Here is a 26,841-nt window from a genome sequence, read left to right as displayed (position 1 = left end):
GTGCATCGGTCCGTGAGGGCGCGGCTGGAGTTCGTGCTCAGCACCCTCGCAGGGCTACCACGGATGGCTCAGATGAGCGCGCCGAAGACGTGCTGCGCGACGTCGTCCGGCAGGGACACCGCGGTGGAGTCCGGAGCATCCTCCCGGACGGCGACCACGCGGCCGTCGGCACGGTGGACGCGCACCCGCTCCCCGGGCAGCAACCGGGCCACGGTGAGCAGGGCCAGCGCCTCGTGGTCGACCTGCACGGGCTCGCCGATGCGGCGCACCAGGACGACCTCGGGGTGCTCTCCCGCGAGCTCGGTGAGCGTCTGCAGGCCGGTGCGGAAACCCTCCATGGGCTCCTCCTCCCCGAGCTCGTCGAGTCCGGGGATGGGGTTGCCGTAGGGCGAGTCGTGGTGGTCCTTGAGCATCGCGAGGATCTTGCGCTCCACCCGCTCCGACATCACGTGCTCCCAGCGGCACGCCTCGTCGTGGACGTACTCCCACTCCAGGCCGATCACGTCGACGAGGAGTCGCTCGGCCAGGCGGTGCTTGCGCATCACGCGGGTGGCGAGCAGGCGACCGTGGTCGGACAGCTCGAGGTGACGGTCACCCCCGAGGCTGAGCAGCCCGTCGCGCTCCATGCGGGCGACGGTCTGGGACACGGTCGGACCGGAGTGCCCGAGCCGCTCGGCGATGCGGGCACGCAGGGGGACGATGCCCTCTTCCTCGAGCTCGAAGATCGTCTTGAGGTACATCTCGGTGGTGTCGATCAGGTCCGTCACAGGGCAAGCCTCTCATCTGGAGGCGTCAGCCGGGGCCGCCCTGCTCAGCCGCGGCGGCGAGAGGGGTCGAAGCGCGGTACCCAGTACCCCAGCCATCCCGTGCCGAGGAGCGCCAGCCCGCCAAGGGAGATACAGGCGGCGGCCAGCCCGGCCTCGGCGGTGACGAGGCTGATCAGGGCCGGGGCGCCGCTCCCACCGATCACCGACATGAACCGCCAGCCTCCGAGGAACTGCGACCGGCCCCACTCGGGGGCGCTGTCGGCGCCGAGGGTCATGACGATGCCCGACCCCATCCCGTTGCCGACGGCCGCGACGAGGGCGACCAGGGTCACCGCCACCGCGCTGTGGGTGAGCGGGAGGGCGAGCATCCCGATCCCCAGCAGCACGACGCAGGGCACCGCCACCCAGATGCGGCCGAACCGGTCCATCACCGAGCCGGCGGGGTAGAACAGGAGCATCTCCACGCCGGCGACGATCCCGAAGATGATGGCCGTGGTGCTCGCCGAGAGCCCGACGTACTCGGCCCACAGGGGGAGCAGGACCACCCGGGAGGACCGGGCCGCACCGATGACCATGATCCCCAGCCCGAGGGTGAGGTAGGTGCGCCGGTGGTCCCACAGCACCGTGGCGGTGCTGACCGGCGTCCGGTCGCGCGACTCCTCCTTGGCCTGGGCCTCGTGGGCGGCCGTCAGGTCCGGGCCGAACTGCACCAGGGCCGCGGCGGCGAGACCGGCAGCCACCGCGACGGCGAACCCGGCCCGCGGCCCCCAGGCGTGGATGATCGGTGCGCCGACGAACGGGCCGATGAACATGCCGATCCGGTTGACCCCGCCCAGGGTCGACATGGCGCGCGCCCGCATCGAGGCCGGCACCGCGTCGATGAGGTAGGCCTGACGTGCGACGAGGAAGACCGACGAGGTGAAGCCCATCGCGAAGACGGTGGCCATCAGGACGGCCAGTGAGGGGGCCGTCAGCGCGACGAAGGCTGCCACGGCGTCGACGGCACTGGCCCAGAGCAGGGCCCGGCGCTCCCCCACGCGGTTCACGAGTGCCCCCGCCGGCACGGCGAAGAAGAGCTCCGCGACCAGCCCGAGCCCCGCGGTGAGCGCGGCGACCGACTGGGACGCCCCCAGGTCGAGGGCGCTGAGGGCCACGATCGGCACGATCGCCCCCGCACCGATCGCCGCGATGACCGTCGGCCCGTAGGCCGGCACCGCGATGCTGCGCAGGCTGACGGTCGGATCGGTGGTGGCCTCGGGTCGTGACATCCCGCCCATTCTCACCCGTGCCCGCGTCTGCGGCTCCATGGGTCGGTGCCCCCGGCGCACCCCACGGGGCGCACAGTAGGTTCGGGCCATGGCTTTCCTCGTGCCGGCGCGGTTCTGCGGCCCTCCCGAGTCGGGCAACGGCGGCTGGGTCAGCGGTCACCTCGCCGGACGGGTCCCCACCTCCCCGGAGCTCCCTACGGTCTCCGTGCGCCTGCGGACCCCGCCGCCGCTGGACCGGGAGATGGCGACGCGCACGGTCCCCGGCGGTCCGGACGGCTCGACCACCGTCGTCGAGCTGTTCGACGGCGACCACCTCGTGGCGCAGGGGCAGGCCGTCCGCGGACCCGAGCCGCGCGGCATACCGGGTCCGGTGTCGTTCGAGGACGCGCAGGCGGCCGGCGAACGCTACGAGGGGCTGGCCGACCACCCGTTCCCCACCTGCTTCTCCTGCGGCACCGGCCGTTCCCGTGGGGACGGACTGCGGCTGCAGCCCGGACGGGTGGCGGACTCGGACACCTACGCCTGCGCGTGGGTGCCCGGCGACGACGTCGACCTCGAGACGGTGTGGGCCGCGCTGGACTGTCCCGGCGGCTGGGCGTCCGGCATCGCGGGGCGGCCGATGGTGCTCGGCACCATGACCGCCCGCGTCGACACCCTTCCCGTTGCCGGTGAACCCCACGTCGTCATGGCGTGGCAGCGCGGCGAGGAGGGGCGCAAGCACCTCAGCGGCACGGCCCTGTATGCCGCCGACGGCACCCTCCTCGCGCAGGCCGAGGCCACCTGGATCGCCATCGACCCCGCCACCATCCGTCCCGCCAGCCCTGCAGGAGGCACCTCATGACCACCCGACCCCTCGCCGTCGTCACCGGAGCCAGCAGCGGCATCGGTGCGGCCACCGCGCGGCAGCTCGCCGCAGCGGGCTTCGAGGTCGTCTGCGCGGCCCGTCGCGCCGACCGCATCGAGGCCCTGGCGACCGAGATCGACGGCCGCGCCGTCACGTGCGACGTCTCGGACGCGGCCGACGTCGCGGCGCTCGCGGCGGCCGTGGGCGACCGGCTCGACGTCCTCGTCAACAACGCCGGTGGTGCCCTGGGCCTGGCGCCTGCCGCCTCCACCGACGTCGCCGACTGGCGGGGGATGTTCGAGTCCAACGTCATCGGGACCCTGCAGGTCACCCAGGCCCTGCTGCCGGCTCTCGTCGCGTCGGGTGCCGGCACCATCGTCAACGTCGGCTCGATCGCCGGCCGGACCGTCTACGAGGGCGGGTCGGGGTACACCGCGGCCAAGCACGCCGTCGCCGTGCTGACCGAGACCCTTCGCCTCGAGCTCGTGGACCAGCCGGTGCGGATCACGGAGATCGCGCCGGGCATGGTGAAGACGGAGGAGTTCTCCTTGACGAGGTTCGGCGGGGACCAGGAGCGGGCCGACTCGGTGTACGCCGGGGTCGCCGAGCCGCTCGTGGCCGATGACGTGGCCGAGGCGGTCGTCTGGATGGTGCAGCGCCCGGCACACGTCAACATCGACCTGCTGGTGATCAAGCCCCGCGCCCAGGCCGCGTCCTACAAGGTGCACCGCGAGCCCTGACCCCGCGTCTCGCCCTCACCCCTCCGCAAAGCGGGTGTCGTTCGGCGAACCGGGACTTATTTGTCCTGGTGTTCCCGAACGACACCCGCTTTGCGCGTCAGGGGCCGGGGGGTCAGGCGGGGGTGAGGGTCAGGACCAGGGGTGAGCCGGCAGGGGCCGTGAACGTCCGGACGTCCCCGTCCCGCGCGACGGCGACCTCGTCCGGGCCTGCCGTCGCGACGACCTCGGTGCCCGGGACCGTGTCGAGGACGACCGTGGTCCGACCGCCCAGCGGCGGCCCGAACACCAGCCGGTCGTCGCCGACCTCGATGAGCTCGGCGTTCGCCCACTCGACCCGGCCGACCGGGGTGTCGATACCGAGCGCCAGGAACGCGCTCGTCCGTGGCGGGACGACGAGGGCGCCGTCACCGAGCATCGTGCCGTCGAGGGTCAGCGTGACGGGGTTGTCGTGCCCGCTGATGTTCGTCAGGTGCAGCATCCGCTCACCATCAGCCGTCGCGGACGTCGTGGCGAAGATCCCCGGCACCGCGGCCGAGAACTCCAGCCCCGGAGCGGCGCCGAGACGCCGGAGGGCACGCCCGAACAGGCCGACGTCCGAGGGCAGCTCGGCAGCCAGCAGGATCGCGCGGCCGGCGCCGACCTCGACGTCGATGCCGATCACGGCTCCGTCCACGTCGTGCAGGACCGCCTCACCGCGCTCGTGCTCGAGCGCCTGGAACCAGCCGACCCGGGTCTCGGGCCACGGTGCCGCCCAGCCACTGGCGACGGCGGACGGGTAGTAGTGGTCGGCCCCCCAGGTGAGGTCGGCCCCGGAGACACCCATCGCGTCGGCGAGGAGCGTGCAGGGTCGACCCTCCAGGTCTCGGTCGGGCACCCGACCGAGCAGGAGCAGGCCACCGCCGCGGGTCAGGTGGTCGACGAGGCCCTGCTGGACCTCCGGCGACAGGTGGCGCCCGGTCGACAGGGCGACCACCCCAGTGGGTTCGTCGCGCTGCAGGTGCACTGCCGGGAACCGGTACCCGCCGAGCAGCATCGACCGCACGAGCGCTCGCCGCGGGCCGGCGCCACGGTGTCGCTGCAGGTCGTCGACGACCTCGGTCATCACCGCGCTGTCGGGGTGGTGGTACTCCGTGGCGTAGGCGTCGAGGACCAGCCCCAGCTGCACGCCGTCGTGCTCCTCCTCCATGCGCGACAGCCAGCGCTCGTGGACCCGGACCGCGTGCACGACCCGCGCGGTCGCGGCATACGTCATGCCCTTCTGGCCCTCGGGGCCGACGGGCGCGGCGGTGCCGTGGCGCTCTCCGGTGAAGCTGATCCGGTCGTTCCCGTCGCCCACGGGCTCCTCGAGCGGCGGGTTGATGCCGCCGGCGAAGAGGTAGTAGTTGATGGCGCGGTTGCCCTGCGCCAGCGAACGGCGGGTCTTGAGGTCGACCGTCGACGGGTCGTACTGGTTGTCGATGCCACCGCCGTAGTCGCCCGACCCGGCCTCGAACTCCAGGGACGTCGTCGGCTGGCCCGGGCCGTGCACCGCGTCCATGAAGGCGTTGATGACGTAGAGGTCGGTCGTCGTGTTGAGCGTCATGTCGCCCATGTAGTGGTCGGACCCGGACAGCATCCCCGGCACCCCGGCATACGTGTCGACGAGCTGGCTGACCCCGATGGGGAACGGCTCCCCGCTGCCGCCCTCGGTGCCGTGGATGTTGATGAGGAACGGCACGTCCGTCACCCCCTGCGCCTCGGCCATCGTGCGCAGCTCCTCGACGTAGCGCCGGAACCGGTCGCGCATGAAGACCGCGAGGTCCTGTCGCAGCACGCCCGCATCCTCCTCACCGGGTGTGCGGATCGCTGTGCCAGACAAGGGGTATGGCGCGTCGCCGCCGTGGCGCGCGACGGCCCACCGCGCGAAGTCGGCGACGAGGTCGTCGGTGAGGTCCGGGCTGTTGGTCACCCAGGCGAGCATCCCGATCTCGTTGTCGAGCTGGACCGCGATGACGTTGCCGCCGTTCGGCTGCAGCCGTCGGGCGATGAGCGGCAGGACGGCGCCGAACCACCGACGGCACTCGTCGAGGTAGGCGGGCGCGAGGTAGTCGACGGTGCGGCTGGGCGTCTGCTTCCCGTCCCAGCCGACCGGCACGATCTCGGGGTGGTCGGTGTAGAGGCGGAACGGCAGTCCCTCGTTCTTCAGCTCGGCCATGATGAACGGTCCCGGCCGGGCGATGAACCACAGGCCGTGCTCGGCGCACAGGTCGATGAACGCGCCGATGTCGCGCTCCGGCCGCGTGGCACCGGTCACGTCGATCGTGCCGTCGGGCAGCTCGTGCCACAGCCACGGGATGTACGAGGCGACGGTGTTGCAGCCCGCCTCCTTGAGCAGCAGGATGCGCTGCTCCCACTCCTCGCGCGCCACGCGGAAGTAGTGGATCTCGCCGGCCATCACCACGCGGGCCTCGCCGTCGATGAGGATCTGCTTGTCCTGGATCTGGATCATGACGCTTTCCGTTGGGGGGCAGGGGTTCTGGGGTTCAGGGGTTCTGGGGTTGAGGAGCTCGGTCGGCCCAAGGGATCCCGAGGGCCCCGGGGGTCCGGGGACGACCGAGGCCGTCGTGGCGAGGTGCCACGACGGTCTGGTGCGCTCAGGGGTTGACGCGCAGGGAAAGCCGGGACCCGTGCAGGGCGTCGGGGCCGGCGACGAGGACGATCTCCCCCGCGTCGACCCGGGTGGTGTTGTCGGTGCCGAAGTAGGCGAACTGGTCGGCTCGCACGGTGAACGAGGCGGTGCCCTTCTCCCCCGGCGCGAGGTCCAGGAACGCCCAGTCGACGAGCTCGACGAGAGGTCGGGTCACCTGGGCGACCGGGTCGCGGAAGGACAGCTGCACCACCTCCCGACCGGCGCGGCCACCGGTGTTGGTGACATCGATCTCCACGACGACCTCACCGGCCCCGGACAGCTCCGTCCCGGCGACCGTGCGCAGCTCGCCGTACTCGAACGAGGTGTACGTGAGGCCGTACCCGAACGGCAGCCTCGGGAAGACCTGGTCGTCGAGGTAGCGGCCCTGCCGACCTTCCTCGTGCAGCTCGATGAGCCGACCGGTGGGCCGTTGGTGGGTGCTCGTCGGGATGTGCCCCGTGGTCCGGGGGAACGTCATCGGCAGGCGTCCGTGGGGTGCCACGTCACCGAACACGATGTCCGCCAACGCATTTCCTGCCTCGACACCGGGGTGCCAGACGACCAGCACCGCATCGGCGAGGTCCAGGACGTCACCGAGCTCGAGCGGCCGACCGGTGTAGACGACCACGACGAGCGGCTTCCCGATCCGTGACAGCTGACGCAGGTGCTCGAGCTGCCCGGCCGGTAGGCCGATGTCGGTGACCGAGTTGGCCTCGCCGGATCGCCAGGGGTGCTCCCCGACGACCGCGACGGTGACGTCGGCGTTGCGCACCTGCTGGACGGAGCGGTCGCTGAACCGGCCGTCGGAGACGAGCAGCTGCTCCCCGCCCAGCCGGGCCCTGAAGGCGGTGGCCGGGGCGACGACGTCCTCACCACGGCCGTCGAGCGTCCAGGTCCCGAAGAGCTCCTCCGCGGCCTCGGCGTACGGACCGGTGAGGTGCACGGTCCCCGCTCCGGGTGCGAGCGGCAGGATCCCGTTGTTGGAGACGAGGACGTGCGCCGCGTGGGCGGCGCGCAGGGCCGTCGCCCTCGAGGCGTCCGTCGGTGCGTTGCTGCGGGTCGGCTCGCCGACGTAGGGACGGTCGAACAGCCCGAGCCGGAACTTCAGGGTGAGCAACCGGCGCACCGCGTCGTCGACCAGCGCCTCGTCGACCTCGCCGGACTCCACGAGCTCGGCGAGGTGCGCGGCGTACGAGCCCGAGCACATGTCGAGGTCGACGCCCGCCTCGATCGCCAGGAGCGCCGCCGCGCGCAGGTCTGCGGCAACACCTTGGTGGACCAGCTGCCCGATCCCGTTCCAGTCGGCGACGACGACGCCGTCGAAGCCCCACTCACCCTTGAGCACGTCCCTCAGCAGGTGCCGGTGGGCGTGCATGGGCGTGCCGTCGACGTCGTTGAAGGCAGCCATGATCGTGGCGACACCGGCGTCGACGGCGGCCTTGAAGGGGCGCAGGTGCAGGTTGCGCAGCGTGTTCTCGCCGACCGAGACGGTGTCGTAGTCGCGGCCGCCCGCGGACAGGCCGTAGCCGGCGAAGTGCTTGGCGCAGGCCGCGATGTGGTCGGGGTCCGAGGGGTCGTCGCCCTGGAACCCCTTCACCATCGCGGCAGCCAGCCGCCCGCTGAGGACCGGCGTCTCGCCGAGCGACTCGGCCACCCGGCCCCATCTCGGCTCCTCCGACAGGTCCACCATGGGCGCGAACGTCCACGCGACACCGTCGACGACCGCCTCGGCGGCAGCCACGGCGGCGACCTCCTCGACGAGCTCCTCGTCGAAGGACGCCGCGAGACCGAGCGGGATGGGGCACACCGTGCGGTGCCCGTGGATGACGTCCCGCCCGAACAGGACCGGTATGCCGAGCCGGCTCGCCTCGACCGCGTGGCGCTGGGCCGCGTCGATGTTCGCCGCCAGGACACCTTCGTCACGCTCGTTCCCGCCCGTGGCACCGCTGGCGAACAGGCTGGAGCCGATCCGTCCTCCGGCGAGCTGCGCGGCGTCGTCGTCGGGGTGGATGTTGGCGACCTGGTGGGTCTGCCCCACCTTCTCCGCCAGGGTCATCTGCGCCAGGAGGAGCTCGACGCGTTCGGTGGTGCTGCGGTCAGGGTCCAGCCAGGGCCGGGCGCTCTGGTCGGCAGTCATGTCAGGAGATCTCCACGGTGAGCTCGATGTCGTCGCCCGTCGCGCGCGCCATCAGGTCCGTCCGGGCGACGCTGACACCCGCTCCACGGTACGGGTTCTGCAACGGGATCGACCGCAGCTCACGGCCGCCGGACGTCACCCGGGTCACCCCGGATCCCACCGCGCCGACGCGGTAGGTGATCCGCAACCGCTTGTCCCCCAACGGGACCCGCGCGGTCAGTCCGTCCAGGCCGGGGTCGAGCACCGGGTCCAGCTCGACCCGGTCGGCACGGGCACGCACTCCGAGGAGGGTCTCGGCGAGCAGGCGCAGGTAGAGACCCGGTCCGGAGGAGTACACGCGCCACCCACCCTCGAGGTCGACGTCGCCCGCCATCAGCGCGGCATACCGCTCGCTCGCGTCGAGGCGGTCGTCGAAGGCGCCGTCCGAGGAGGAGTAGTAGGTGGTGCTCTGTCGCGGGCGGGCGTTCGGCACACGCTCGGTGATCCCGACCGGGTTGGCCTGCGCGAGGGCGGCGAACAGCCGCCGCGGCTCGCCGAACCGCGCCAGCGCCTCGGCGTAGCGCAGGTGGGCGTGCATGTACATGAGGCCGATCTCGCGACCCCAGAAGGTGCTCGCCTCGGCACGCTGGAAGACGCTCATCGGCCCGCCCCGGTACGCCACCGGGCGGTCGAAGAGCCGGGCGCCGTCGGGACCGAGCAGGTGCTCCTCGATCAGGTCGAGGTGGGCGCGGGCCTGGTCCGGGGTGAGCAGGTCGGCCGAGATCGCGTGGATCCACGGCAGCACGCCGTACGTGAGGCCGGTGCGGGTGTCGCGCGGGTGCACCAACGGCTCGCACGTGCCGTCGTCGTGGAGCAGGACGTACCCCGGCAGGACCCCGTCGACCATCAGGTCGGACTGGATGGCGTCGTCGGCGGCGTCCGCCGCCTCCCGCGCCCGGGTCACCAGGTCGTCAGCGGCACCGCAGGACTCGAGGCCTTCGGCGAGGGACCGCAGTGCCGTCACGAGCAGGACGGTGGTCCACGTGGAGACGAGGCGGGCCGCCAGGTGGGGGTCGGCCGGCTGGAGCGAGTCGTTCCAGTCCCCGTGCCCGTAGGCCGGCAGGGCCGTTCCGGGGACGCGCACCTCCGCCACGCGGTCCAGGGCCCTGCGGAGGTGGTCCTCCACGGAGGCCGGCACGGTGAGGCCGTCGTCACCGACGAAGGGGACCCCTTCGCTCAGCAGGGAGGCGTCTGCGGTCGCCCGCAGGTAGTCGCCCGTCGCCAGCAACGGCCAGTAGACGACGTCACCATGGGCGTCCTGCTGGCCGCCCTCGGCCAGCGGCGGGAGGAAGTCGAAGGCCTGGGGCCAGTCGCCCCGGGCGTTCTGGGCCCGGAAGACACGAAGCAGCACGTCGCGCTGCTCGTCGTCGCGCCCCAGTGCCGTGAGCAGCCCGACCGGTCCCTGGCAGACGTCACGCGTCCCCCACCCGCCGCCCGAGAACTGCTCGAGACCCCGCGGGGACAGGTAGTGCACCAGGGCGTTCTGGGTGAACCACGGCAGGACCGCGTCGATGCGGGCGACCTCGGCGGCAAGGGCGCCTGCGGGGTCGGACGCGGCAGCGACCGGCGTCCCGAGCCGCAGGCCGCGGGAGACCGTCGAGGTCCAGTCCGGCCCGAGGTGCTGGTCGGCCGTCGGACGCACCTCCAGGTCGGTCCGCGCGTCGGCGACCGAGAGGGTCAGGTCGAACCGGCTGCGCGCAGGGACCTCGAGGGTCACCCACGGGGTGCCACGCGTCGTGCCGTCGGCGAACAGGAGCTCGTCGCCGCCGACGGCGATCCCGCTGCCCTGCCAGTCCAGTCGCAGGGTCGTGTCGTCGTCACCGATGTCGAGGCCGCCGTCACGCTCGGTGAGGAGGTGGTCGGCGGGGTCGAGCCCGTCGTCGCCCGACAGGGCGACGTGCAGGGCCACGAGGACGCGGCGCGGGGCACCGGACAGCCACCGCACCGACAGGCCGAGCTCGTGGGAGGTGGTGGGGGCCGACGAGGTGACCTCGAGGGCGACGTCGTCGGCGCAGTACCACCAGGTGGCGGAGTCGGTGCGCAGCGACCAGGCGCTCGGGGTCTCGAGCAGCGCCCAGCCGGTGGCACTCGCGCCGTCCTCGACGAAGACCCGCAGGCCCTGGGCCCGCTGCACGCCGAGGTAGCCGCGACGGGTCGACAGCAGCCGGTCGCGACCGACGTGGCCCCGCGTCACCTGCGAGTGGAAGCCACCCGTCATCCAGACCGTCGAGGTGAGTCCGCGGGTGTCCGGCACGAGGGAGTCGCCGGTCCGCAGGAGGTGGCCGTGCGGGCGGAGGACGGCGCGTTCCTTGGCGGCCGTGACGACGTGCGAACCGTCGCTGCCGAACCCGGCCAGCAGCTCGCCCTCGTCGTCGTGCTCGGCATGGTCGAGGTCGGTGTGACCCGTGATCTCGCGCAGGGTGTCGGCGTCGAGGTCCTCGCTCGAGAACACGGGTGCAGCGCTGAAGAGCGCGCCGGAGCGGGCACCGGACCCGTGCGACGCCCCCTGCGACGCGAGGGCGTCCTCGAACCAGTCGACAGCGTCGGCCTCGGGCTGGGCCAGGGCGACGTCCGCCCAGTGGGCGTCCGAGTCCGAGGTGGCCTCCGGGTGGTCCTCGAGGCTGGTGCCGTGGAACCCCGTCAGGTGCCTCCCTCCGGGAGTCAGGCGAACCGGGGCGTCCTGGAGGACGACCAGGGCGTGCTCGTGCTGGAGCCGGTGCGAGGGCAGGACGGCCGTCGCGAGGGCGACGGGCTCTCCCGGCCGCTGCGCACCGCGCACCAGCTGGAGGGTGTCGGTCGCCCAGCCCGCGCCGCTGGCCAGCGAACCCACGAGCACCCAGGGCACCAGCTCGCCGGGCATGTTCTGCCGCACGGCGATCGCGGTGCCACGGCTCGTGGTCACCGGGGTGAGGTCGAGGTACTGGCTCACGTAGAACTCGTTGTTGCGGACCGCCCCGTAGGGCGCCAGGCCGGGGTCGTGCGTCAGGACGACGTCGACCTCGACCTCCGTGTCACCGGTGTTCTCGACCGCCACGTGCCAGAACCACACGGGGGCCGACGCGGCGAGGCGGAACGTCACGGCATACCGCAGCCCGTCCCACTCGCCGGTCACCGTGGGGACCTCCGCGGACCAGCTCACCGAGCTGGGGCTCGCAGGCCCGAGCAGTGGGACGTATGCCGCGTCGTCGCCGTCGAGGCGCCGCAACCAGAGGTTGAGCGGGCCGGCCTCGTGGGCGCTGGCGGGGTACATCAGGAGCGAGTTGTCACCGGCGTCGAGACGGGCCAGGCATGCCTCGTCCGTGAACACCGCCCTCAGCCCTGCGTCGCTGGAGAGTTCATGGTGGCCACGCGTCATCGCGTTCGTCCGAAAAGACACCCCTGTTGTATAGCAGTGGCGCAAGCGCCGATGACAACCCGAATTCGCTTGTAAATAAATGAAACTCGATCACTGAGCACGAGCCGTGGCCATGAAAGTACTTTCATGGCCAGAACCGTTGACACGCCACTGCGGACCGACCCAAGGTGACAACACATTCATCACCCCGGAAGGTCAGTCAATGTCGACGAAAACCAAATCCGTTGTGGCTCTTGCACTTTGCGGAGCCCTGGGCCTCTCGGCCTGCGCGGGCAGCCGCTCAGCAGGAGGCGAGGGAGGTGGGGGCGCTGGTGGCGACGGCATGATCGCCCAGCTCAACTTCCCGTCGGACGCACCGGCGACCATCGGTGGACTGGTGGACTACAACCCCTACGCCGTCAACGCGGTCACCAAGACGTGGCTCTACGAGCCCCTGATGATCCGCAACGGCATCACGTGCAAGGTCACCCCTTGGCTGGCCACCGACTTCACGTGGGACGGCGGCGCGACCACGCTCGACTTCACCATCCGCGACGGCGTGAAGTGGAGCGACGGCCAGGCGTTCACGGCCAAGGACGTCGCCTTCACCCTGAACCTCGCCAAGCAGTACCCCGCCCTGGACCGCGCCGGCATCTGGACCGACGTGTTCGGCGCACCGGCGAAGAGCGTCACCGCCACGGGCAACAAGGTCCGGATCGAGTTCACGGGCAACGCCGCCCCGAAGTTCGACGAGCTCATCAAGATGCAGGTACTCCCGGAGCACGTGTACGGCAAGGTCGGCGACCCCACGAAGTACATCGACAAGGCCCCGGTCGGCACCGGCCCGTTCAAGGTCGGCAGCTACAACGGCCGTCGCCTCGAGCTCGTCCGCCGCGCCGACTACTGGCAGGCCGACAAGGTCAAGGTCCAGAAGCTCGTCCTCGAGGGCAACTTCGAGGCCGCTCAGGCCGCCCTGAAGCTGAAGTCGGGCCAGCTCGACGCCTACCAGGGTGAGATCCCCAACCCGAAGCGTGCGTTCATCGACGCCGACCCCAAGACGAACCACCTGTACTTCCCGCCGAACGGCATGACCGTCTTCTCGCCGAACGTCGAGAAGGCACCGTTCAACGACGTGAAGTTCCGCGAGGCCATCGCGCAGGGCTTCAACCGCCAGGAGATGTCCGACAAGGCGACCTACGGGATCATGAAGCCGGCCAGCCAGACCGGGCTCAAGCTCCCGGCCGCGGCGAACCTGCTCCCGGAGCAGTACGCGGCGAACGGCGGCGCGAACACGGTGATCCCGTTCGACACCGCCAAGGCCAACCAGATGCTCGACGCCGCCGGCTACGCCAAGGGCGCCGACGGCAAGCGCACGACGCCGGACGGCAAGCCGATCAACATCACGTTCACGGTCCAGGCCGGGTACATCGACTACCAGTCGATGGCCGAGGTGATCGTCCGCGACCTCAACGCCATGGGCGTCAACTCCAAGGTGCTGGCCACCGCCCCCGAGTCGGTCGACGCGCAGAAGAAGAGCGGCGACTACCAGGCCCTGCTCGAGTACCTGCACGGTGGCTGCGAGAACGCCAAGAACATCGGCGGCAAGCTCGCGTCCAACCAGATCCCGACCAAGACCGCGATCCTCGGCAACGTTGAGCGCTTCCGCGACGCGTCGACCGACGCGACGGTCAAGGAGCTGAGCGCCACGGTCGACGAGGCGAAGCAGAAGCAGCTCGTCGGCACGCTGGTCGACACGATGATGACGAAGTACCCGGTCATCCCGCTCATCTACGCCCCGGCGCGCATCTTCTACCGCACGGACAAGGCCGTCGGCTGGCCGGACGAGGCGAACCCCTACGCCCAGCCCGCCGACGACCGGCTGCTGATCATCACGAACCTCAAGCCCGCCAAGTAACCCGGCGACGCACAGGTCCAGCAGCAACCCGCGCCAGCGGGAGCACCGACACCGGTGCTCCCGCTGGCCCCCCGGGGCCGTGAGGCCCGCCACGAGCTCGACGGTCTCCCGGCCCGAGGGCGCACACGGACAAGGAGGTCCGCCGTGAGGTACTTCGTCCGCAAGATCGCGTTCTTCCTCGCGACCCTCTGGGCCGCGATCACCCTCAACTTCATCATCCCCCGGCTCCAGCCCGGAGATCCTGCCGAGGTGATGGTCCAGAAGCTCGCCGGCAAGGACGCACAGCTCAACCCCGCCGCCGTCCAGGCCATGCGCGCCATGCTCGGCGCGCCCGACGGCAACCTGTTCACGCAGTACGTCAGCTACCTGGGGGCGTTGGCGCACGGCGACTTCGGCATCTCCTACACGTACTACCCCTACCCCGTCACCGAGGTGATCGGTCAGGCCCTGCCCTGGACCCTCGTGCTCGTGGGGGTCACGCAGATCCTCGCCTTCGTCATCGGCATCACCCTCGGTGCGTATGCCGCGTGGCGACGCAACACCCGCTTCGACAGCATCGTCACGCTCGGGTCCACGTTCATCGGGACGCTGCCGTCGTTCTGGATCGCGTTGCTGCTGCTGTTCGTCTTCGGCTACACGGTGGGCTGGTTCCCCACCAGCGGTGGGTACTCCGCCTCCACCCCGGGCTTCAACGGACCCTTCATCACCGAGGCCGTGTCCCACTCGTTCCTGCCCGCCCTGTCGCTGCTCATCACCGCGCCGATCGGCTGGATCCTTGGCATGCGCAACACCATGGTGATGAACCTGGGCGAGGACTACATCCGGCTCGCGAAGGCCAAGGGCCTCCCCGACCGCGTGGTTGCCCTCCGGTATGCAGCGCGAAACGCGTTGCTGCCCAGCGTCACCGGCTTCGCGATCGCGCTCGGCGGCGTCCTCGGCGGCTCCATCCTCGTGGAGCAGATCTACGACTACCCCGGCATGGGGCGCCTCATGGGTGAGGCCATCGGCAACCGCGACTTCCCGCTGCTGCAGACCTTGCTCCTGTTCATCATCGTCGGCGTCCTGCTGGCGAACCTCGTCGCGGACCTCCTCTACGGGGTGCTCGACCCGCGTGCACGGAGGGCGCAGTCATGACCGCAGGAATCGTCCAGACCGGCTCCGAGGAACGCCCCGGCGACGCCACCGACGAGCGGGGCGAAGGCGACGCCGGCTACAGCCAGCAACGGTGGTGGCAGCTCCTGTGGAGCAACACGAAGGCCCGGGTCGGCATCATCCTGCTGCTGGCCTTCATCCTCATCGCCGCGTTCGCACCCCTGATCGCGCCCTACGAGGGCACGCGCTCGGACTTCGACGCGCTGCTGCCCGTCAGCGGCGACCACCTGCTCGGGACCACGAGCCAGGGCGCCGACATCTTCTCCCAGCTCGTCTACGGCAGCCGCGTCTCCCTGCTCGTGGGCCTCTTCGGCGGCCTCGTCTCCACCGCGATCGCCCTCGTCATCGGCATGTGGTCGGGCTACAAGGAGGGGACGGTGATCGACGACATCCTCTCGTTCATCACCAACGTCGCCATCGTCGTGCCCGTGCTGCCCCTCATGATCGTGCTGATCGCCTACAGCGAGGTGCGCGGCATACCGCTCATCGTGTTCGTCATCGGCATCACGTCGTGGGCCGGTCACGCCCGCGCCAAGCGGTCGCAGATCATCACCCTGCGCAACCGCGACTTCGTCACCGCGGCGAAGTTCGCCGGCGAGGGGTCGGGACGGATCATCTTCCGGGAGATCATGCCGAGCATGACCTCGCTGGTCGCCGCCGGGTTCGTCGGCGCCTCCACCGGCGCCATCGGGGCCGAGGCCGGCCTGTCCTTCCTCGGCCTGGGCGACCCGAACTCGATCTCGTGGGGAACCATGCTCTACCAGGCCGACTCCCAGGGTGCGGTCGGGCAGGGCCTGTGGGCGTGGGTCCTCGCGCCCGGGCTCATCCTCGCCCTCCTCATCACGTCGCTGACGTTCATCAACTTCGGCGTCGACCTGCTGTCCAACCCCCACCTCCGGGAGGACTCGTGACGACCACCGACGCCACCACCGCCGCCGCGACCACCGAATCGGTGCCCACGTCGCAGACCCTTGCCGCCGACACCCGTCGCAACAGCCACCCGCTGCTGCGCGTCCGTGACCTGAGCGTCCGGTTCGAGCCGAAGATGTCACCGGCTCTCACGGCCGTGGACAAGGTCAGCTTCGACCTCCTCGAGGGCGAGTTCGTCGGCCTCATCGGCGAGTCGGGCAGCGGCAAGTCCACCCTGGCGATGGCCCTGCTGAGCCTGCTCGAACGGCCGGGACGGATCAGCAACGGCAGCATCGAGTTCGACGGCGAGGACATCGCCTCCATGTCGCAGGAGGACCTGCGGCACCGCCGCTGGCGCGACATCGCCACGGTGTTCCAGAGCAGCATGAACTCCCTCAACCCCGTGATGCGCGTCGAGGCGCAGTTCCGCGACGCCATCGAGGAGCACAGCGAGCTGCGCGGCGACGCCGTGACGGAGCGGGTCCGTGAGCTCTTCTCGATGGTCATGATCGACGAGAAGTTCATGAGCGCCTACCCGCACGAGCTGTCGGGAGGGATGAAGCAGCGCATCAACCTCGCGCTGGCCCTCTGCAACCGCCCACGCTTCGTCCTTCTCGACGAGCCGACGACCGGCCTGGACGTCGTCGTGCAGCGCTCGATCCTCGAGGCGGTGCGCCGGCTCCAGAAGGAGCAGGGGTTCGCCGTGCTGTTCATCAGCCACGACATCGGCACCGTCATGGAGCTGTCCGACCGGATCTTCGTCATGTACGCCGGCCAGCTCGTCGAGCAGCAGGCAGCCACGACGCTCGTCAAGGACCCGCTGCACCCCTACTCCAAGGGACTGCTGGGTTCGTACAGCAACCCGCGCGCCGACACGGTGCGGGTGACCTACATCCCGGGCCGCCCACCGGACCTCACGCGCCCGATCAGCGGCTGCCGGTTCGCCGCGCGCTGCCCCGAGGCCATCGAGCGCTGCTCCAGCGACGAACCGCAGCTGCTCCCCCTGGCCGGAGGTCGCGTGGCGTGCCACGTGGCGCACCTGCAGCGCGGGCCCTCGGAGGACAAGCCGGACGGCCTGCCGGAGCAGACCACGCGCTTCGCCGGGCCGGAGTTCGTCAAGACGGCCGAGGACAGCGATCGCGCCCGCCGTGGCGAGGTCTTCCTCGAGGTCGACTCGGTGACCAAGGTCTTCGAACGGCGACGCGGCTTGAGGAAGCAGCAGACCCTGGCCGTCGACGACGTCTCCTTCGCCCTGCGCAAGGGCGAGGTGACGGCCCTGGTGGGCCAGAGCGGCAGCGGGAAGACGACGCTCGCCCGCATGATCACCGGGGTCGACAAGCCCAGCAGCGGCACCATCCGCTTCATCGGCTCCGAGGGCACCATCGCGGTGGAGAAGCTGAGGACGCGCCAGCTGCGGGACTACCGCAAGCACGTGCAGATGGTGTTCCAGGACCCCTACAGCTCGCTCAACCCGGCACTGACGCTGCGGTACACGCTGACCCGTCCGCTGCGGAACCACCGCGGGCTCTCGGCGCAGGAGGCCGACGCCGTCGCCGGCGAGCTCATGGAGACCGTGGCGCTCACCCCGAGCAACCGGTTCCTCGACCGCTACCCGCACGAGCTCTCGGGCGGCCAGCGCCAGCGCGTCGTCATCGCGCGCGCCCTGGCGGCCAACCCCGAGCTGATCGTCGCCGACGAGCCGATCTCCAGCCTGGACGTCTCCATCCGCGCCGAGGTGCTCGAGCTGCTGCAGGAGCTGGTCACCGGGCACGACATCGGTGTCCTCTACATCACCCACGACCTGCTCAGCGCACGGCTGCTGGCCGACGAGATCCTCGTGCTGTCGCAGGGCAGGGTGGTCGAGCAGGGCAACGCCCTCGAGGTGATCCGCAACCCGCAGGACGCCTACACGCGCACGCTGCTCGACGCCATACCGAACCCGTTCGAGCAGGCGACCACGACGTCCTGACCGCACCCACCCGGCCGCGGCCGCTCCCGAGGGGCGGACGCGGTCGGTGGCGTGCTTGCCGGTCCCCAGCCTGCCCGCAAGGATGCTCCCCATGGACAGGGCCCGACGGTGAGCGTGGAGGCTGACGACCGACCGGTGACGATCTACACGGTCGCCGAGCGGGCCGGGGTCAGCATCGCGACCGTCTCGCGGGTCCTCCAGGGCTCCGCGCGGTCCTCGCCGCTGACGCGCCAGAAGGTCCTGCGGGCCGTCGAGGAGCTCGACTACGTGCCGCTGCGGGCCGCGCGCACGCTGGACGTGAAGCGGCACGAGGCCCACGGGCTCGTCCTCCCCGGCCTGACCGGTCCGTACTTCGCCGAGCTGCTCGCGGGGTACGAGTCGACGGCCGCGCAGTACGGCCAGTCGGTCGTCGTCGTGCTCGCCGCCGGCATCGCCGACCTCGACACGACCCTGCGCACCCTCCTCGCGCGGGTCGACGGGCTCGTCCTCACCCACGGCACGGCGAGCGACTCCATCATCCGCACCCTGGCCACGAAGACCCCCACGGTCGTCCTCGCGCACGCCCCGATCGAGGGCTGTGACACGGTCCTCGTGGAGAACAGCGAGAGCGCCGAGGAGCTGACCACGCACCTGCTCGGGCACGGCCGCCGCAAGCTCGTCTTCGTCGGCGACCCGGAGACCTCCCACGACATCAGCCAGCGCTACGACGGGTTCGTCTCGGCCCTCGCTGCGGCGGGGGTCACGGAGGGGCTGCCACCGCTGCGGGTCTGGTTCGAGGAGTCCTCGGCCCTCGAGATCGTCGAGACGCTGATGGCCGCCCCCGGCAGGGCCGACGCCCTGGTCTGCGCCAACGACGAGCTGGCCCTGGCCACGATGACGCTGCTCGCACGGCGCGGGGTGGTCGTGCCGCGGGACCTGGCGATCGTCGGGTTCGACGACATCATGGCGTCGCGGTACGTCGACCCCGGCCTGACCACGGTGAAGCAGCCGACGCACGGGCTCGGTCGCTGGGCGGCGATCCGCCTGCACGAGCGCATCCAGGGCCGCACCCGCGACGTCGCCCCGCAGATCCTGCCCACGCAGGTCGTCCTCCGCGGATCGTGCGGGTGCCCCTGGGAAGGCCCCGAGATCCGCCCGAGGCGCCAGCACCTCGGCGTCGACAGCCTCACCGCCCGCGCCTGACGGGGAGCTCCGGCGGCTCTGACCTGCGGCGGCGTGGTTGGGGAATGCAACCATGAAGTTGACTGTTCAACTTTCTATGACCCAGACGCATGATGACCTGACCGAGCTCGAGGCCCAGTTCGCCGACCACCTCGAGCTCGCGCCCGAGGCCGCCGACCTCCTGTTCCGCGCGGCCCGGACCGCCAACTCCTTCAGCGACGAGCCCGTCACCGACGAGCAGGTGCGCGCGATCTTCGAGCTGGTCAAGTGGGGCCCCACCGCCATGAACAACCAGCCCCTGCGCATCGTCCTGGTCCGCTCCCCCGAGGCACGCGGCCGGCTCGTCGAGCACATGGGCGGCAACAACAAGCCGAAGACGTCCACCGCCCCCCTCGTGGCGATCCTGGCGGCCGACGACGACTTCCACGACGAGCTCCCCACGGTGTTCCCGATCTTCCCGGGTGCCCGCGACATGCTGGCGGCCGACGACGAGAACCGTCGCACCACCGCGGACCTCAACGCCACGCTGCAGGCGGCCTACTTCATCCTCGGTGTCCGCGCGGCCGGCCTGGCCGCAGGCCCGATGACCGGCTTCGACGCCGCCGCCGTCTCCCGCGAGTTCTTCCCCGACGGGAAGCACCGCGCCCTCATGGTCGTCAACATCGGCCGCCCCGGCCCCGACGCCTGGTTCGACCGCCTCCCGCGGCTCGGCTACGACGAGGTCGTCACCTCCGTCTGAGGCCGGGACCGTGGACCCCTGCATCGTGGCCGTCGTCGCGACCCGGCGGCGGCCACGATCCGGACACCCTCCCTTAACCCGTTGCGGGACGCGCTGGGTGGACCTAGCGTCGAGGTACACGGAAGGGAGGTGGTCCAGGAATTGATTTCATATTGGACGCGTGAGGTGACTGCGCGCTAGGTGCGCAACGTCGACTGCTTCGACGGCGCATCCTGCGCAATCCCAAGCAGTTCACCGCAGCCCGCGGGCCGTGCAGGTCGTCCCCTGCACATGTCGAGCCGCTCGAATTCGGCGAGGCGAGGCCCGCGGGCTGTTCCATGCCCGGACGTGCGGACGCCCAGACCCCCGGATGGTCTCTGGCACAGCGGTGGGCGGCGGCCTCAAGTCCCCCGACGAGGCCACCGCCCACCTGTTCGCGGGGCACCACACGATGCCGAATCGCCCGGTGACAGGCGCGATCCCCTAGGGACGCAGTGTGGCAGCCTCGGCCGCCAGCCGCTCGACCACGTCCCAGTCGCCGCGCGCGACGGCGTCCTTCGGGGTGAGCCACGAGCCACCCACGCAGCCGACGTTCGGGAGCGCGAGCCAGTCCGCCGCGGTCTCCCGCGTGATGCCGCCGGTCGGGCAGAAGCGCAGCTGCGGGCACGGCCCGGCCACGGCGGAGAGGTACGGGCGTCCACCGCTGGCCTCGGCGGGGAAGAACTTCATCGCCTCGAGCCCGGCCTCGGCCAGCGTCAGCATCTCGGTCAGCGTCCCCGCACCCGCGAGCAGGGGCAGGCCTGAAGCAAGAGCCGCCTCCAGCAGCCGTGGGGGCGAACCCGGCGTGACGATGAACTGTGCGCCGGCGTCCTGCACCTGGCGCACCTGCTCGGGCGTGACCACGGTGCCCGCGCCGACGACCATGCCCTCGACCTCCGAGGCCACGGCCTCGATGGCGCCGAGACCGGCCGCACTGCGCAGGGTCAGCTCGATGACCGGTATGCCGCCGCGGAGCAGCGCCCGCGCGAGGGGGACCGCCTGCTCGACGGAGTCCACGACGACCACGGGGATCACCGGGGCGAGGTCGAGGATGTCCGCCTCGCGGGAGATGACGGGCTTGGCGGGAACGGTCGCGGGGACGGTCATGAGATCTCCTCGGAGGGGATGACGGAGTGGTCGAAGGCGCGCCCCAGGCTGGCGAAGACGTGGGCGCCCTCGTCGGCGCGGCCCACTGCCGCACGCATCGGCGCGAACAGCTCACGACCCGTACCGACCCCCTCCTCGCTCACCCGCTGGGCGGGCAGCCGCGCGGCGAACTCGTCCTCGTCGACGAGGACGTCGAGTCGACCGGTGCGGGCGTCGACACGGATCACGTCACCGTCCTGGATCCTCGAGATGGGGCCGGCGTGAACAGATTCCGGTGTCACGTGGATCGCGGCCGGGATCGCACCGGACGCTCCGCTCATCCGGCCGTCGGTGACGAGCGCGACGGCGTGGCCACGCTTCTGGAGGACACCGAGGGACGGGGTCAGCGCGTGCAGCTCGGGCATGCCGTTGGCGCTGGGACCCTGCTCGCGGATGACGACGATGACGTCACGGTCCAGCTCACGGCGTGAGAACGCCTGGAGGAACCCGACCTGGTCGGTGAACACCCGGGCCGGGGCCTCGACGACCTTGTGCTCGTCGGCGACGGCCGAGACCTTGATGATGGCGTGGCCCAGGCTGCCGCGCAGGACACGCAGCCCGCCGTCGGCGGCGAACGGGTCGGTCGCCGGGCGCAGGACCGCGGGGTCGAGCGACTCCGCCGGGGCGTCGACGAACTCCAGGACGCCGTCGACGAGCTGCGGCTTGCGCGTGTAGTGGCGCAGGCCGGGCCCGGCGAGCGTGAGGACGTCCTCGTGCAGCAGCCCCGAGTCGAGCAGGGTGCGGACGAGGTAGGGCGTGCCTCCGGCGGCGTGGAAGTGGTTCACGTCCGCGGGGCCGTTGGGGTAGATCCGCGCGACGGAGGGGACGGCCGCAGACAGGTCGTCGAAGTCCTCCCACGTCAGGTCGACCCCGGCAGCGGCAGCCATCGAGATCAGGTGCATCGTGTGGTTCGTCGAGCCGCCCGTGGCGAGCAGGGCGACGACACCGTTGACGACGGACTTCTCGTCGACGACCTGGCCGATGCCGTACGGCTGCTCGGAGCCCGCGATCTCCGCGACGCGACGCGTGGTCGCCGCGGTGAGGGCGTCACGCACCGGGTCGTCGGGGTGGATGAAGGCTGCACCGGGCAGGTGCAGGCCCATGACGTCCATGAGCATCTGGTTGGAGTTGGCGGTGCCGTAGAAGGTGCACGTGCCGGGCGAGTGGTAGGACGCGACCTCGCTGGCGAGGAGCTCCTCGCGCCCCGCCTCGCCGGCGGCATACGCCTTGCGCGTCTCGGCCTTGTCGGCGTTGGAGCGCCCGCTCGCCATGGGCCCGGCGGGCACGAGCGCGGTCGGCAGGTGGCCGAACGACAGCGCACCGGCGACGAGGCCGGGGACGATCTTGTCGCAGACCCCGAGCATGAGGACGCCGTCGAAGACGTCGTGGGAGAGCGCGATCGCCGTCGACATCGCGATCACGTCGCGGCTGAACAGGCTGAGCTCCATGCCGGCCCGGCCCTGGGTGATGCCGTCACACATCGCGGGGACCCCACCGGCGACGCGCGCGACGGCACCGACCTCACGGGCGGTCTGCTTCATGGCCTGCGGGTAGTGCTCGAAGGGCGCGTGCGCGGAGAGCATGTCGTTGTAGGACGTGACGATCCCGAGGCTGACCCCGGTGTCGGCAGCCATGGTGGTGCGGTCGCTCCCCCCGCACGCCGCGACGGCGTGGGCGAGGTTGGAGCACCCGAGGTCGGTGCGGGCCGGGCGCAGGCTCAGCTCGGAGGCAGCGCGGGAGAGGCGCTGCAGGTATGCCGTGCGGCTGGCGCGGCTTCGTTCGGTCACCCGGGCGGTGACCTCGGCGACGACGGGGTGGATGGCGGTGGCCATGGGGCTCCTGGAAATCGGCGGTCGAAGAAGGAGGACCGCGCGGACGACACCCTTGGCGTGCGCGTGTGTGATTCGTTTCACAAGTGTGCCGACGTCTCACGATTCATCAACGCCCATCCCGCCATGCGGACACGACTGGAGGGGACCCGACGGCGCGCTCAGGGTGCCGACCGGCGCGCCGTCGGCCACCATGTCCGTCATGGGCGAGTGGATCGAGCGGCTGATCGAGCAGGTCGAGAACGTCGTCTACCTGGCGGTGGCCGTCATCCTCTTCGGCCTCGCGGGAGTGGTGATCGGCAAGACCGCCCTGGCGTTCGGTGACCTCGGCAGCGGCGGTGTCATCGAGACGTCGGCCGAGATCCTCGACCTCCTGCTGCTCGTCTTCATCGTCGTCGAGCTGCTGTTCGCCGTCCGCACGACGCTGGCCCGCCGCGAGCTCGTGGCCGAGCCGTTCCTGCTCGTCGGCATCATCGCCTCGATCAAGGAGATCGTCGTGCTGTCGGTGAAGGCACCCGACCTGCTGGGCAAGCCCGAGTTCGCCGACACGCTGCGGCTCATGGGGCTGCTGACCGGGACCGTCATCGTGCTGGCGCTGGCGTCGTTCCTCCTGCGCCGCAAGGAGCGTGAGCCCAGCGAGGGAGCGAACTCCGGCAACGGCGAGGACGAGGTGGAGCGGGACGTCGACGGCCAGGACGAGAACGCGCGCGAGAAGCGGGCGTCGTTGCAGCCCTAGGGCTGACGGCGGGACAGGCTCCAGCTCGCCGGGTCGTCGAGGGTGCCCTCGCCGGTACGGGTGAACACCAGCCGGTCGTGCAGCCGGTTGCGTCGCCCGCCCCAGAACTCCACCTCGTCGCAGTGCACCCGCCACCCGCCCCAGAAGTCGGGGACGGGCACGTCGTCGGCCTTGCCCCGGTCGGGGAACTGCGCGGCATACCGGTCGTAGGCGGCCTCGAGGTCCGCCCGGCTGCCGACGGGCTGGGACTGCTGTGACGCCCACGCCGAGATGCGCGAGGCCCAGGGGCGGGAGAAGAAGTAGCCCTCGATCTCCTCGCGGTCGAGCTCGACGGCCCGGCCACGGAAGCGGATGGCGCGGAACATCGACGGCCACGTGAGCGCCGCCGCGATGCCGCCGGTGGCGGCGATCTCCCGACCCTTCGCCGACACGGTCGCGGTGACGAACCCGGGTCCGCGGTCGTCGAAGAAGCGCATGAGCACGGTCCGGACGTTCGGCTGCCCGTCGGCGTCGACCGTCGCGATGGAGATGGCCGTCGGTTCCGGCACGTCGTCCTGCGCCTCGGACCGGGCGATCGCCTCGTCGACCCAGAGCCGTGCCTGCTGCCAGGGCGTGTCAGCCACCTCGTCCTCGGAGAGCCCTTCGCCGGTGTAGTCCACGCGCCGCGCAACTGTCATGGTCCGAGATTAGGGTGGGGAGAACGAGCCAGCGACAGGGAGGCACGATGCCAGGCAAGGGCAAGGCCGTCGGCAGCATCATCCGGTGGGGCGTGAAGTACGGCCCGCACGCGATCGTGCTCGCCCAGCAGGCCAAGGAGCCGGCCATGGCTGCAGCGCAGAAGGCCCTCGACCGGCAGAAGGCCAGGCGCCGGGCCATCGAGCACGCCGGGACCGTCCGCGACGGGTCCGTCCTCAAGACGTTCGACCCGCGGGCCGACCACGGCGAGGCGGTCTGGGTCGTCTTCTCCGGCGAGGACCCCATCGCCGCGCACCCGACCACCACGACGCCCATCGGGGAGCTGATCGCCAACAGCGACCTGTCGACGCGGGTCCGTCCCGCCGACCTCCCCACCCCCGCCGAGCGCCTCAAGCAGCTCCCCCGCCGTCGCAGCGGTCACTGAGGTGGCCCTGCTCGACCCGATCTCGAACGGTGCCGGCGCGCTCAGTGCGGGCGCCCGTCGCCAGCTCGCGCACGCCCTGCGCTCCAAGGTCGCCGGCAACGACGCCCAGGTGAAGGCCGAGCGCATCTGGGGTGCGGAGGGTCCGCGGTGGTTCACCCCGCAGGACCCGATCTGGCGTGTGCACGCCGACGCGTCGATGTTCCCCGCCGGGATCCGGGCGCTGCTCCTGCAGTCCCTGCACCCCCTGGCGATGGTCGGCGTCGCCGGTCACTCGGGCTACAAGGGTGACCCGTGGGGACGCCTCCAGCGCACGAGCGAGTTCCTCGCGACGACGACGTTCGGCACCATCGAGGACGCGGAGGCGCTGATCGCGCGCATCCGCGGCATCCACGAGCGGGTCCGCGGCAAGGCGCCCGACGGCCGCCCCTACTCCGCCAGCGACCCGCACCTGCTGAAGTGGGTGCACGTCACCGAGGCCGACAGCTTCCTCACGGCCTACCAGCGGTACGCCGTGACGCCCCTCACCGACGCCGAGGCCGACCGCTACGTCGAGCAGAGCTGCGTGGTCGCCGAGGCCCTCGGCGTGATCGACCCGCCGCGCACCGTCGCCGCCCTGCGCCAGACCATCGAGGACTACCGCCCCGAGCTCGAGTCCACCGAGGCGGCGCGCGAGGCGGCCCGGTTCCTGCTCGTCCACCCCCCTCTACCGTTCGCTGCGCGGGCCGGCTACAGCGCGTTGGCCGCCGGTGCGGTCGCGATGCTCCCCCGCTGGGCCCGTATGCCGCTGCGGCTGCCCTGGTTGCCCGTCACCGAGCGCTTCGTGGGCCGCCCGATCGGTGGCCTGGCCACGGCGACCGTCCGCTGGGCCATGCAGGACCCGGACGACGTGCGCCGCCGCGCGCTGGCCCAGCGCGACGTCGTCGCCTGACGGCCCGGGAAGCGAAAGCCCGGGAACCGGAGGCTCGGGAACCGGAGGCCCGGAGACCGGCGTTCCGAGCCCCGGCACCGGGTGCCTGAGGGCCGCGAACCGGCGGTCGGCCACCCGGTCGCCGGCTAGGGCGTGGGGTGGCGGGCGTCGTAGCGCAGGAAGCCCGACTGCACGCGGGCCAGGACGACGATGGCGAGCACGCACGCCATACCGCCGATCACGGCCGTCCAGGCCTCACCGACACCGGTCGACAGGAAGCCTCCCGCCATCTCGCCGAGGCGCGGTCCACCGGCGACCACCACGATGAACACGCCCTGCAGCCGCCCGCGCAGGTGGTCCGGCGTCGCGGCCTGGAGGATCGTCGTGCGGAACACCGAGCTCACGGAGTCCGACGCCCCGGCGACCGCCATCGCGAGCAGGCCGAACCACAGCGCGTGGCCGCGGCTGAGCACTCCCCCGGCGGCCAGCATGGCCGCACCGAAGCCGGCGATCGCGAACCCCCAGCCGACGATCGACACCATGATCGCCAGCCCCTGCCGTCGCACGTGGCCGAGCCGTCCCGAGAAGAACATCGCGACGATCCCGCCGACCGCCGCCGCCGCGCTGAGGGCGCCGACGGTCCTGGCGCCGCCGCCGAAGATCACCGCGCCGGCGGCGGGGAACAGCACCCGGGGCTGGGCCAGCAGCATCGCGGCGATGTCGGCGACGAACGTCATGCGGACGTTCGGGCGGGTGGCGAGGAACGCGAATCCGTCGAGGACAGAACGCAGTCCAGGCTTGCTCGGTGTCGCACCCTCCTCCGTCGGCTCGGGCGGGAGCGGCGGGAGCTTGGCAAGACCCCACAGGGCCGCGGTCGTGATGACGGCATCGGTCGTGTAGGCCGCCTTGAACCCGCCTGCATCGACGAGGACACCGGCGAGCAGCGGGCCGACGGTCATCGAGGCGTTCATCGCGAAGACGGACAACGCATTGGCCGCGGGGAGCTGGTCGCGCCGCAGGATGCGTGGGTAGATCGAGCTGCGGGCGGGTGAGGAGACGGCGAACGCGCCGTTCCACACCGCGACCAGGAGGTAGAGGACCCACACCTGCGTGTTGCCGATCCAGGCCTGCAGGGCGCAGAGCAGGCTCGTCACGAAGGCCACCCCCTGCGCGACCAGCCCGACGACCCGGCGGTCGTAGTGGTCGACCAGCGTGCCGCCGTACAGGCCCATGAACACCAACGGCACCAACGCGCAGAGGCCCACGATGCCGACCGCCGCGGTGCTGTGCGTGAGCGAGTAGACCTGCAGGCCGATGGCGACCACCGCGAGCTGGGAGCCGACGTTCGAGAGGGTGAACCCGGCATACAGGCGGCGGTACGGCGCGTTCTCCCGGAGCGGGGCGAGGTCGAGGAGCAACGGCACCAGAGGACTGTATGCCGCG

Annotated in this window: 20 protein-coding genes; 11 read left to right on the top strand and 9 right to left on the bottom strand. The window is 71.4% G+C overall.

Annotated features, from left to right (window positions below; genetic code table 11):
* Positions 1–68: 68 nt before the first annotated feature.
* The gene (locus ACYVKF_RS12200; protein ID WP_056916474.1) at positions 69–767 is read right to left on the bottom strand and encodes a metal-dependent transcriptional regulator; all 699 of its coding nucleotides are present in this window, start codon (positions 765–767) and stop codon (positions 69–71) included.
* Between the two features lie 44 nt (positions 768–811).
* The gene (locus ACYVKF_RS12195) at positions 812–2,035 is read right to left on the bottom strand and encodes an MFS transporter (RefSeq protein ID WP_460966606.1); all 1,224 of its coding nucleotides are present in this window, start codon (positions 2,033–2,035) and stop codon (positions 812–814) included.
* An 88-nt stretch (positions 2,036–2,123) separates the two neighbouring features.
* On the opposite strand from ACYVKF_RS12195, the gene ACYVKF_RS12190 reads away from it, so the two are divergent.
* Together ACYVKF_RS12190 and ACYVKF_RS12185 are read left to right on the top strand one after the other, a co-directional pair.
* Positions 2,124–2,876, top strand: a complete 753-nt coding sequence (locus ACYVKF_RS12190; protein ID WP_460966604.1) for a hypothetical protein — start codon at positions 2,124–2,126, stop codon at positions 2,874–2,876.
* Positions 2,873–3,619: an SDR family NAD(P)-dependent oxidoreductase gene (locus ACYVKF_RS12185; protein WP_460966602.1), complete on the top strand. Its 747-nt coding sequence runs from the start codon at positions 2,873–2,875 to the stop codon at positions 3,617–3,619. Before ACYVKF_RS12190 ends, ACYVKF_RS12185 begins: the two co-directional genes overlap by 4 nt.
* Before the next feature lie 112 nt (positions 3,620–3,731).
* Here ACYVKF_RS12185 and ACYVKF_RS12180 read toward each other — a convergent pair whose 3' ends face one another.
* The 3 genes from ACYVKF_RS12180 to ACYVKF_RS12170 all read right to left on the bottom strand — a co-directional run bounded on the left by ACYVKF_RS12180 (position 3,732) and on the right by ACYVKF_RS12170 (position 11,839).
* A complete protein-coding gene (locus tag ACYVKF_RS12180) occupies positions 3,732–6,107 on the bottom strand; it encodes a beta-galactosidase (RefSeq protein WP_460966600.1) in 2,376 nt (791 codons plus the stop codon).
* Between the two features lie 145 nt (positions 6,108–6,252).
* A complete protein-coding gene (locus ACYVKF_RS12175) occupies positions 6,253–8,424 on the bottom strand; it encodes a glycoside hydrolase family 3 N-terminal domain-containing protein (protein ID WP_460966598.1) in 2,172 nt (723 codons plus the stop codon).
* A 1-nt stretch (position 8,425) separates the two neighbouring features.
* Positions 8,426–11,839: a GH36-type glycosyl hydrolase domain-containing protein gene (locus ACYVKF_RS12170; RefSeq protein WP_460966596.1), complete on the bottom strand. Its 3,414-nt coding sequence runs from the start codon at positions 11,837–11,839 to the stop codon at positions 8,426–8,428.
* 301 nt (positions 11,840–12,140) lie between these two features.
* Between ACYVKF_RS12170 and ACYVKF_RS12165 the strand changes: the two genes are divergently transcribed.
* The 6 genes from ACYVKF_RS12165 to ACYVKF_RS12140 all read left to right on the top strand — a co-directional run bounded on the left by ACYVKF_RS12165 (position 12,141) and on the right by ACYVKF_RS12140 (position 19,642).
* Entirely contained in the window at positions 12,141–13,712 is a 1,572-nt protein-coding gene (locus tag ACYVKF_RS12165) for an ABC transporter substrate-binding protein (RefSeq protein WP_460966594.1), read from the top strand.
* Between the two features lie 144 nt (positions 13,713–13,856).
* Positions 13,857–14,846 carry an ABC transporter permease gene (locus tag ACYVKF_RS12160; RefSeq protein WP_056916466.1) on the top strand — a complete coding sequence of 330 codons (990 nt, stop codon included), beginning with the start codon at positions 13,857–13,859 and terminating at the stop codon, positions 14,844–14,846.
* Positions 14,843–15,775 (top strand): ABC transporter permease, encoded by a 933-nt coding sequence (locus tag ACYVKF_RS12155; protein WP_056916465.1) that lies wholly within the window; start codon positions 14,843–14,845, stop codon positions 15,773–15,775. The genes ACYVKF_RS12160 and ACYVKF_RS12155 overlap by 4 nt, the downstream gene beginning before the upstream one ends.
* Positions 15,772–17,742 (top strand): ABC transporter ATP-binding protein, encoded by a 1,971-nt coding sequence (locus tag ACYVKF_RS12150; RefSeq protein WP_460966591.1) that lies wholly within the window; start codon positions 15,772–15,774, stop codon positions 17,740–17,742. Before ACYVKF_RS12155 ends, ACYVKF_RS12150 begins: the two co-directional genes overlap by 4 nt.
* A 108-nt stretch (positions 17,743–17,850) precedes the next feature.
* Positions 17,851–18,924 carry a LacI family DNA-binding transcriptional regulator gene (locus tag ACYVKF_RS12145; protein WP_460966589.1) on the top strand — a complete coding sequence of 358 codons (1,074 nt, stop codon included), beginning with the start codon at positions 17,851–17,853 and terminating at the stop codon, positions 18,922–18,924.
* Between the two features lie 76 nt (positions 18,925–19,000).
* Positions 19,001–19,642 (top strand): malonic semialdehyde reductase, encoded by a 642-nt coding sequence (locus tag ACYVKF_RS12140; protein ID WP_056916464.1) that lies wholly within the window; start codon positions 19,001–19,003, stop codon positions 19,640–19,642.
* A gap of 462 nt (positions 19,643–20,104) precedes the next feature.
* Here the strand turns inward: ACYVKF_RS12140 and eda are convergent, their stop codons facing one another.
* Together eda and edd are read right to left on the bottom strand one after the other, a co-directional pair.
* Entirely contained in the window at positions 20,105–20,767 is a 663-nt protein-coding gene (gene eda, locus ACYVKF_RS12135) for a bifunctional 4-hydroxy-2-oxoglutarate aldolase/2-dehydro-3-deoxy-phosphogluconate aldolase (protein ID WP_460966587.1), read from the bottom strand.
* The gene (edd, locus tag ACYVKF_RS12130) at positions 20,764–22,638 is read right to left on the bottom strand and encodes a phosphogluconate dehydratase (protein ID WP_460966585.1); all 1,875 of its coding nucleotides are present in this window, start codon (positions 22,636–22,638) and stop codon (positions 20,764–20,766) included. The genes eda and edd overlap by 4 nt, the downstream gene beginning before the upstream one ends.
* A gap of 199 nt (positions 22,639–22,837) precedes the next feature.
* On the opposite strand from edd, the gene ACYVKF_RS12125 reads away from it, so the two are divergent.
* Complete coding sequence (locus tag ACYVKF_RS12125) at positions 22,838–23,371, top strand: phosphate-starvation-inducible PsiE family protein (protein ID WP_157581474.1); 534 nt, start codon at positions 22,838–22,840, stop codon at positions 23,369–23,371.
* On the opposite strand, the gene pdxH is transcribed toward ACYVKF_RS12125, so the two are convergent.
* Positions 23,368–24,048: a pyridoxamine 5'-phosphate oxidase gene (gene pdxH / locus ACYVKF_RS12120; protein ID WP_460966582.1), complete on the bottom strand. Its 681-nt coding sequence runs from the start codon at positions 24,046–24,048 to the stop codon at positions 23,368–23,370. The two genes, ACYVKF_RS12125 and pdxH, sit on opposite strands and share 4 nt — an antisense overlap.
* A 47-nt stretch (positions 24,049–24,095) precedes the next feature.
* On the opposite strand from pdxH, the gene ACYVKF_RS12115 reads away from it, so the two are divergent.
* Positions 24,096–24,491, top strand: coding sequence for a hypothetical protein (locus ACYVKF_RS12115; RefSeq protein WP_056916460.1), 396 nt, complete (start codon positions 24,096–24,098; stop codon positions 24,489–24,491).
* 7 nt (positions 24,492–24,498) lie between these two features.
* Positions 24,499–25,419 (top strand): oxygenase MpaB family protein, encoded by a 921-nt coding sequence (locus ACYVKF_RS12110; RefSeq protein WP_460966940.1) that lies wholly within the window; start codon positions 24,499–24,501, stop codon positions 25,417–25,419.
* Positions 25,420–25,544: 125 nt separating this feature from the next.
* Here the strand turns inward: ACYVKF_RS12110 and ACYVKF_RS12105 are convergent, their stop codons facing one another.
* Positions 25,545–26,825 (bottom strand): MFS transporter, encoded by a 1,281-nt coding sequence (locus ACYVKF_RS12105; protein WP_460966939.1) that lies wholly within the window; start codon positions 26,823–26,825, stop codon positions 25,545–25,547.
* Positions 26,826–26,841: the final 16 nt, after the last annotated feature.

The sequence above is a fragment of the Pedococcus soli genome, from assembly GCF_054782575.1.
Note: the sequence above shows the minus strand (reverse complement) of the source record. Positions and strands in the feature narration are given on the sequence as shown.

Coding starts and splice junctions, on each gene's coding strand:
- ACYVKF_RS12195 (WP_460966606.1), bottom strand. CDS start 2,035: ATGTCACGACCCGAGGCCACCACCGATCCGACCGTCAGCCTGCGCAGC.
- ACYVKF_RS12190 (WP_460966604.1), top strand. CDS start 2,124: ATGGCTTTCCTCGTGCCGGCGCGGTTCTGCGGCCCTCCCGAGTCGGGC.
- ACYVKF_RS12185 (WP_460966602.1), top strand. CDS start 2,873: ATGACCACCCGACCCCTCGCCGTCGTCACCGGAGCCAGCAGCGGCATC.
- ACYVKF_RS12180 (WP_460966600.1), bottom strand. CDS start 6,107: ATGATCCAGATCCAGGACAAGCAGATCCTCATCGACGGCGAGGCCCGC.
- ACYVKF_RS12175 (WP_460966598.1), bottom strand. CDS start 8,424: ATGACTGCCGACCAGAGCGCCCGGCCCTGGCTGGACCCTGACCGCAGC.
- ACYVKF_RS12165 (WP_460966594.1), top strand. CDS start 12,141: ATGATCGCCCAGCTCAACTTCCCGTCGGACGCACCGGCGACCATCGGT.
- ACYVKF_RS12155 (WP_056916465.1), top strand. CDS start 14,843: ATGACCGCAGGAATCGTCCAGACCGGCTCCGAGGAACGCCCCGGCGAC.
- ACYVKF_RS12140 (WP_056916464.1), top strand. CDS start 19,001: ATGACCCAGACGCATGATGACCTGACCGAGCTCGAGGCCCAGTTCGCC.
- eda (WP_460966587.1), bottom strand. CDS start 20,767: ATGACCGTCCCCGCGACCGTTCCCGCCAAGCCCGTCATCTCCCGCGAG.
- edd (WP_460966585.1), bottom strand. CDS start 22,638: ATGGCCACCGCCATCCACCCCGTCGTCGCCGAGGTCACCGCCCGGGTG.
- ACYVKF_RS12125 (WP_157581474.1), top strand. CDS start 22,838: ATGGGCGAGTGGATCGAGCGGCTGATCGAGCAGGTCGAGAACGTCGTC.
- pdxH (WP_460966582.1), bottom strand. CDS start 24,048: ATGACAGTTGCGCGGCGCGTGGACTACACCGGCGAAGGGCTCTCCGAG.
- ACYVKF_RS12115 (WP_056916460.1), top strand. CDS start 24,096: ATGCCAGGCAAGGGCAAGGCCGTCGGCAGCATCATCCGGTGGGGCGTG.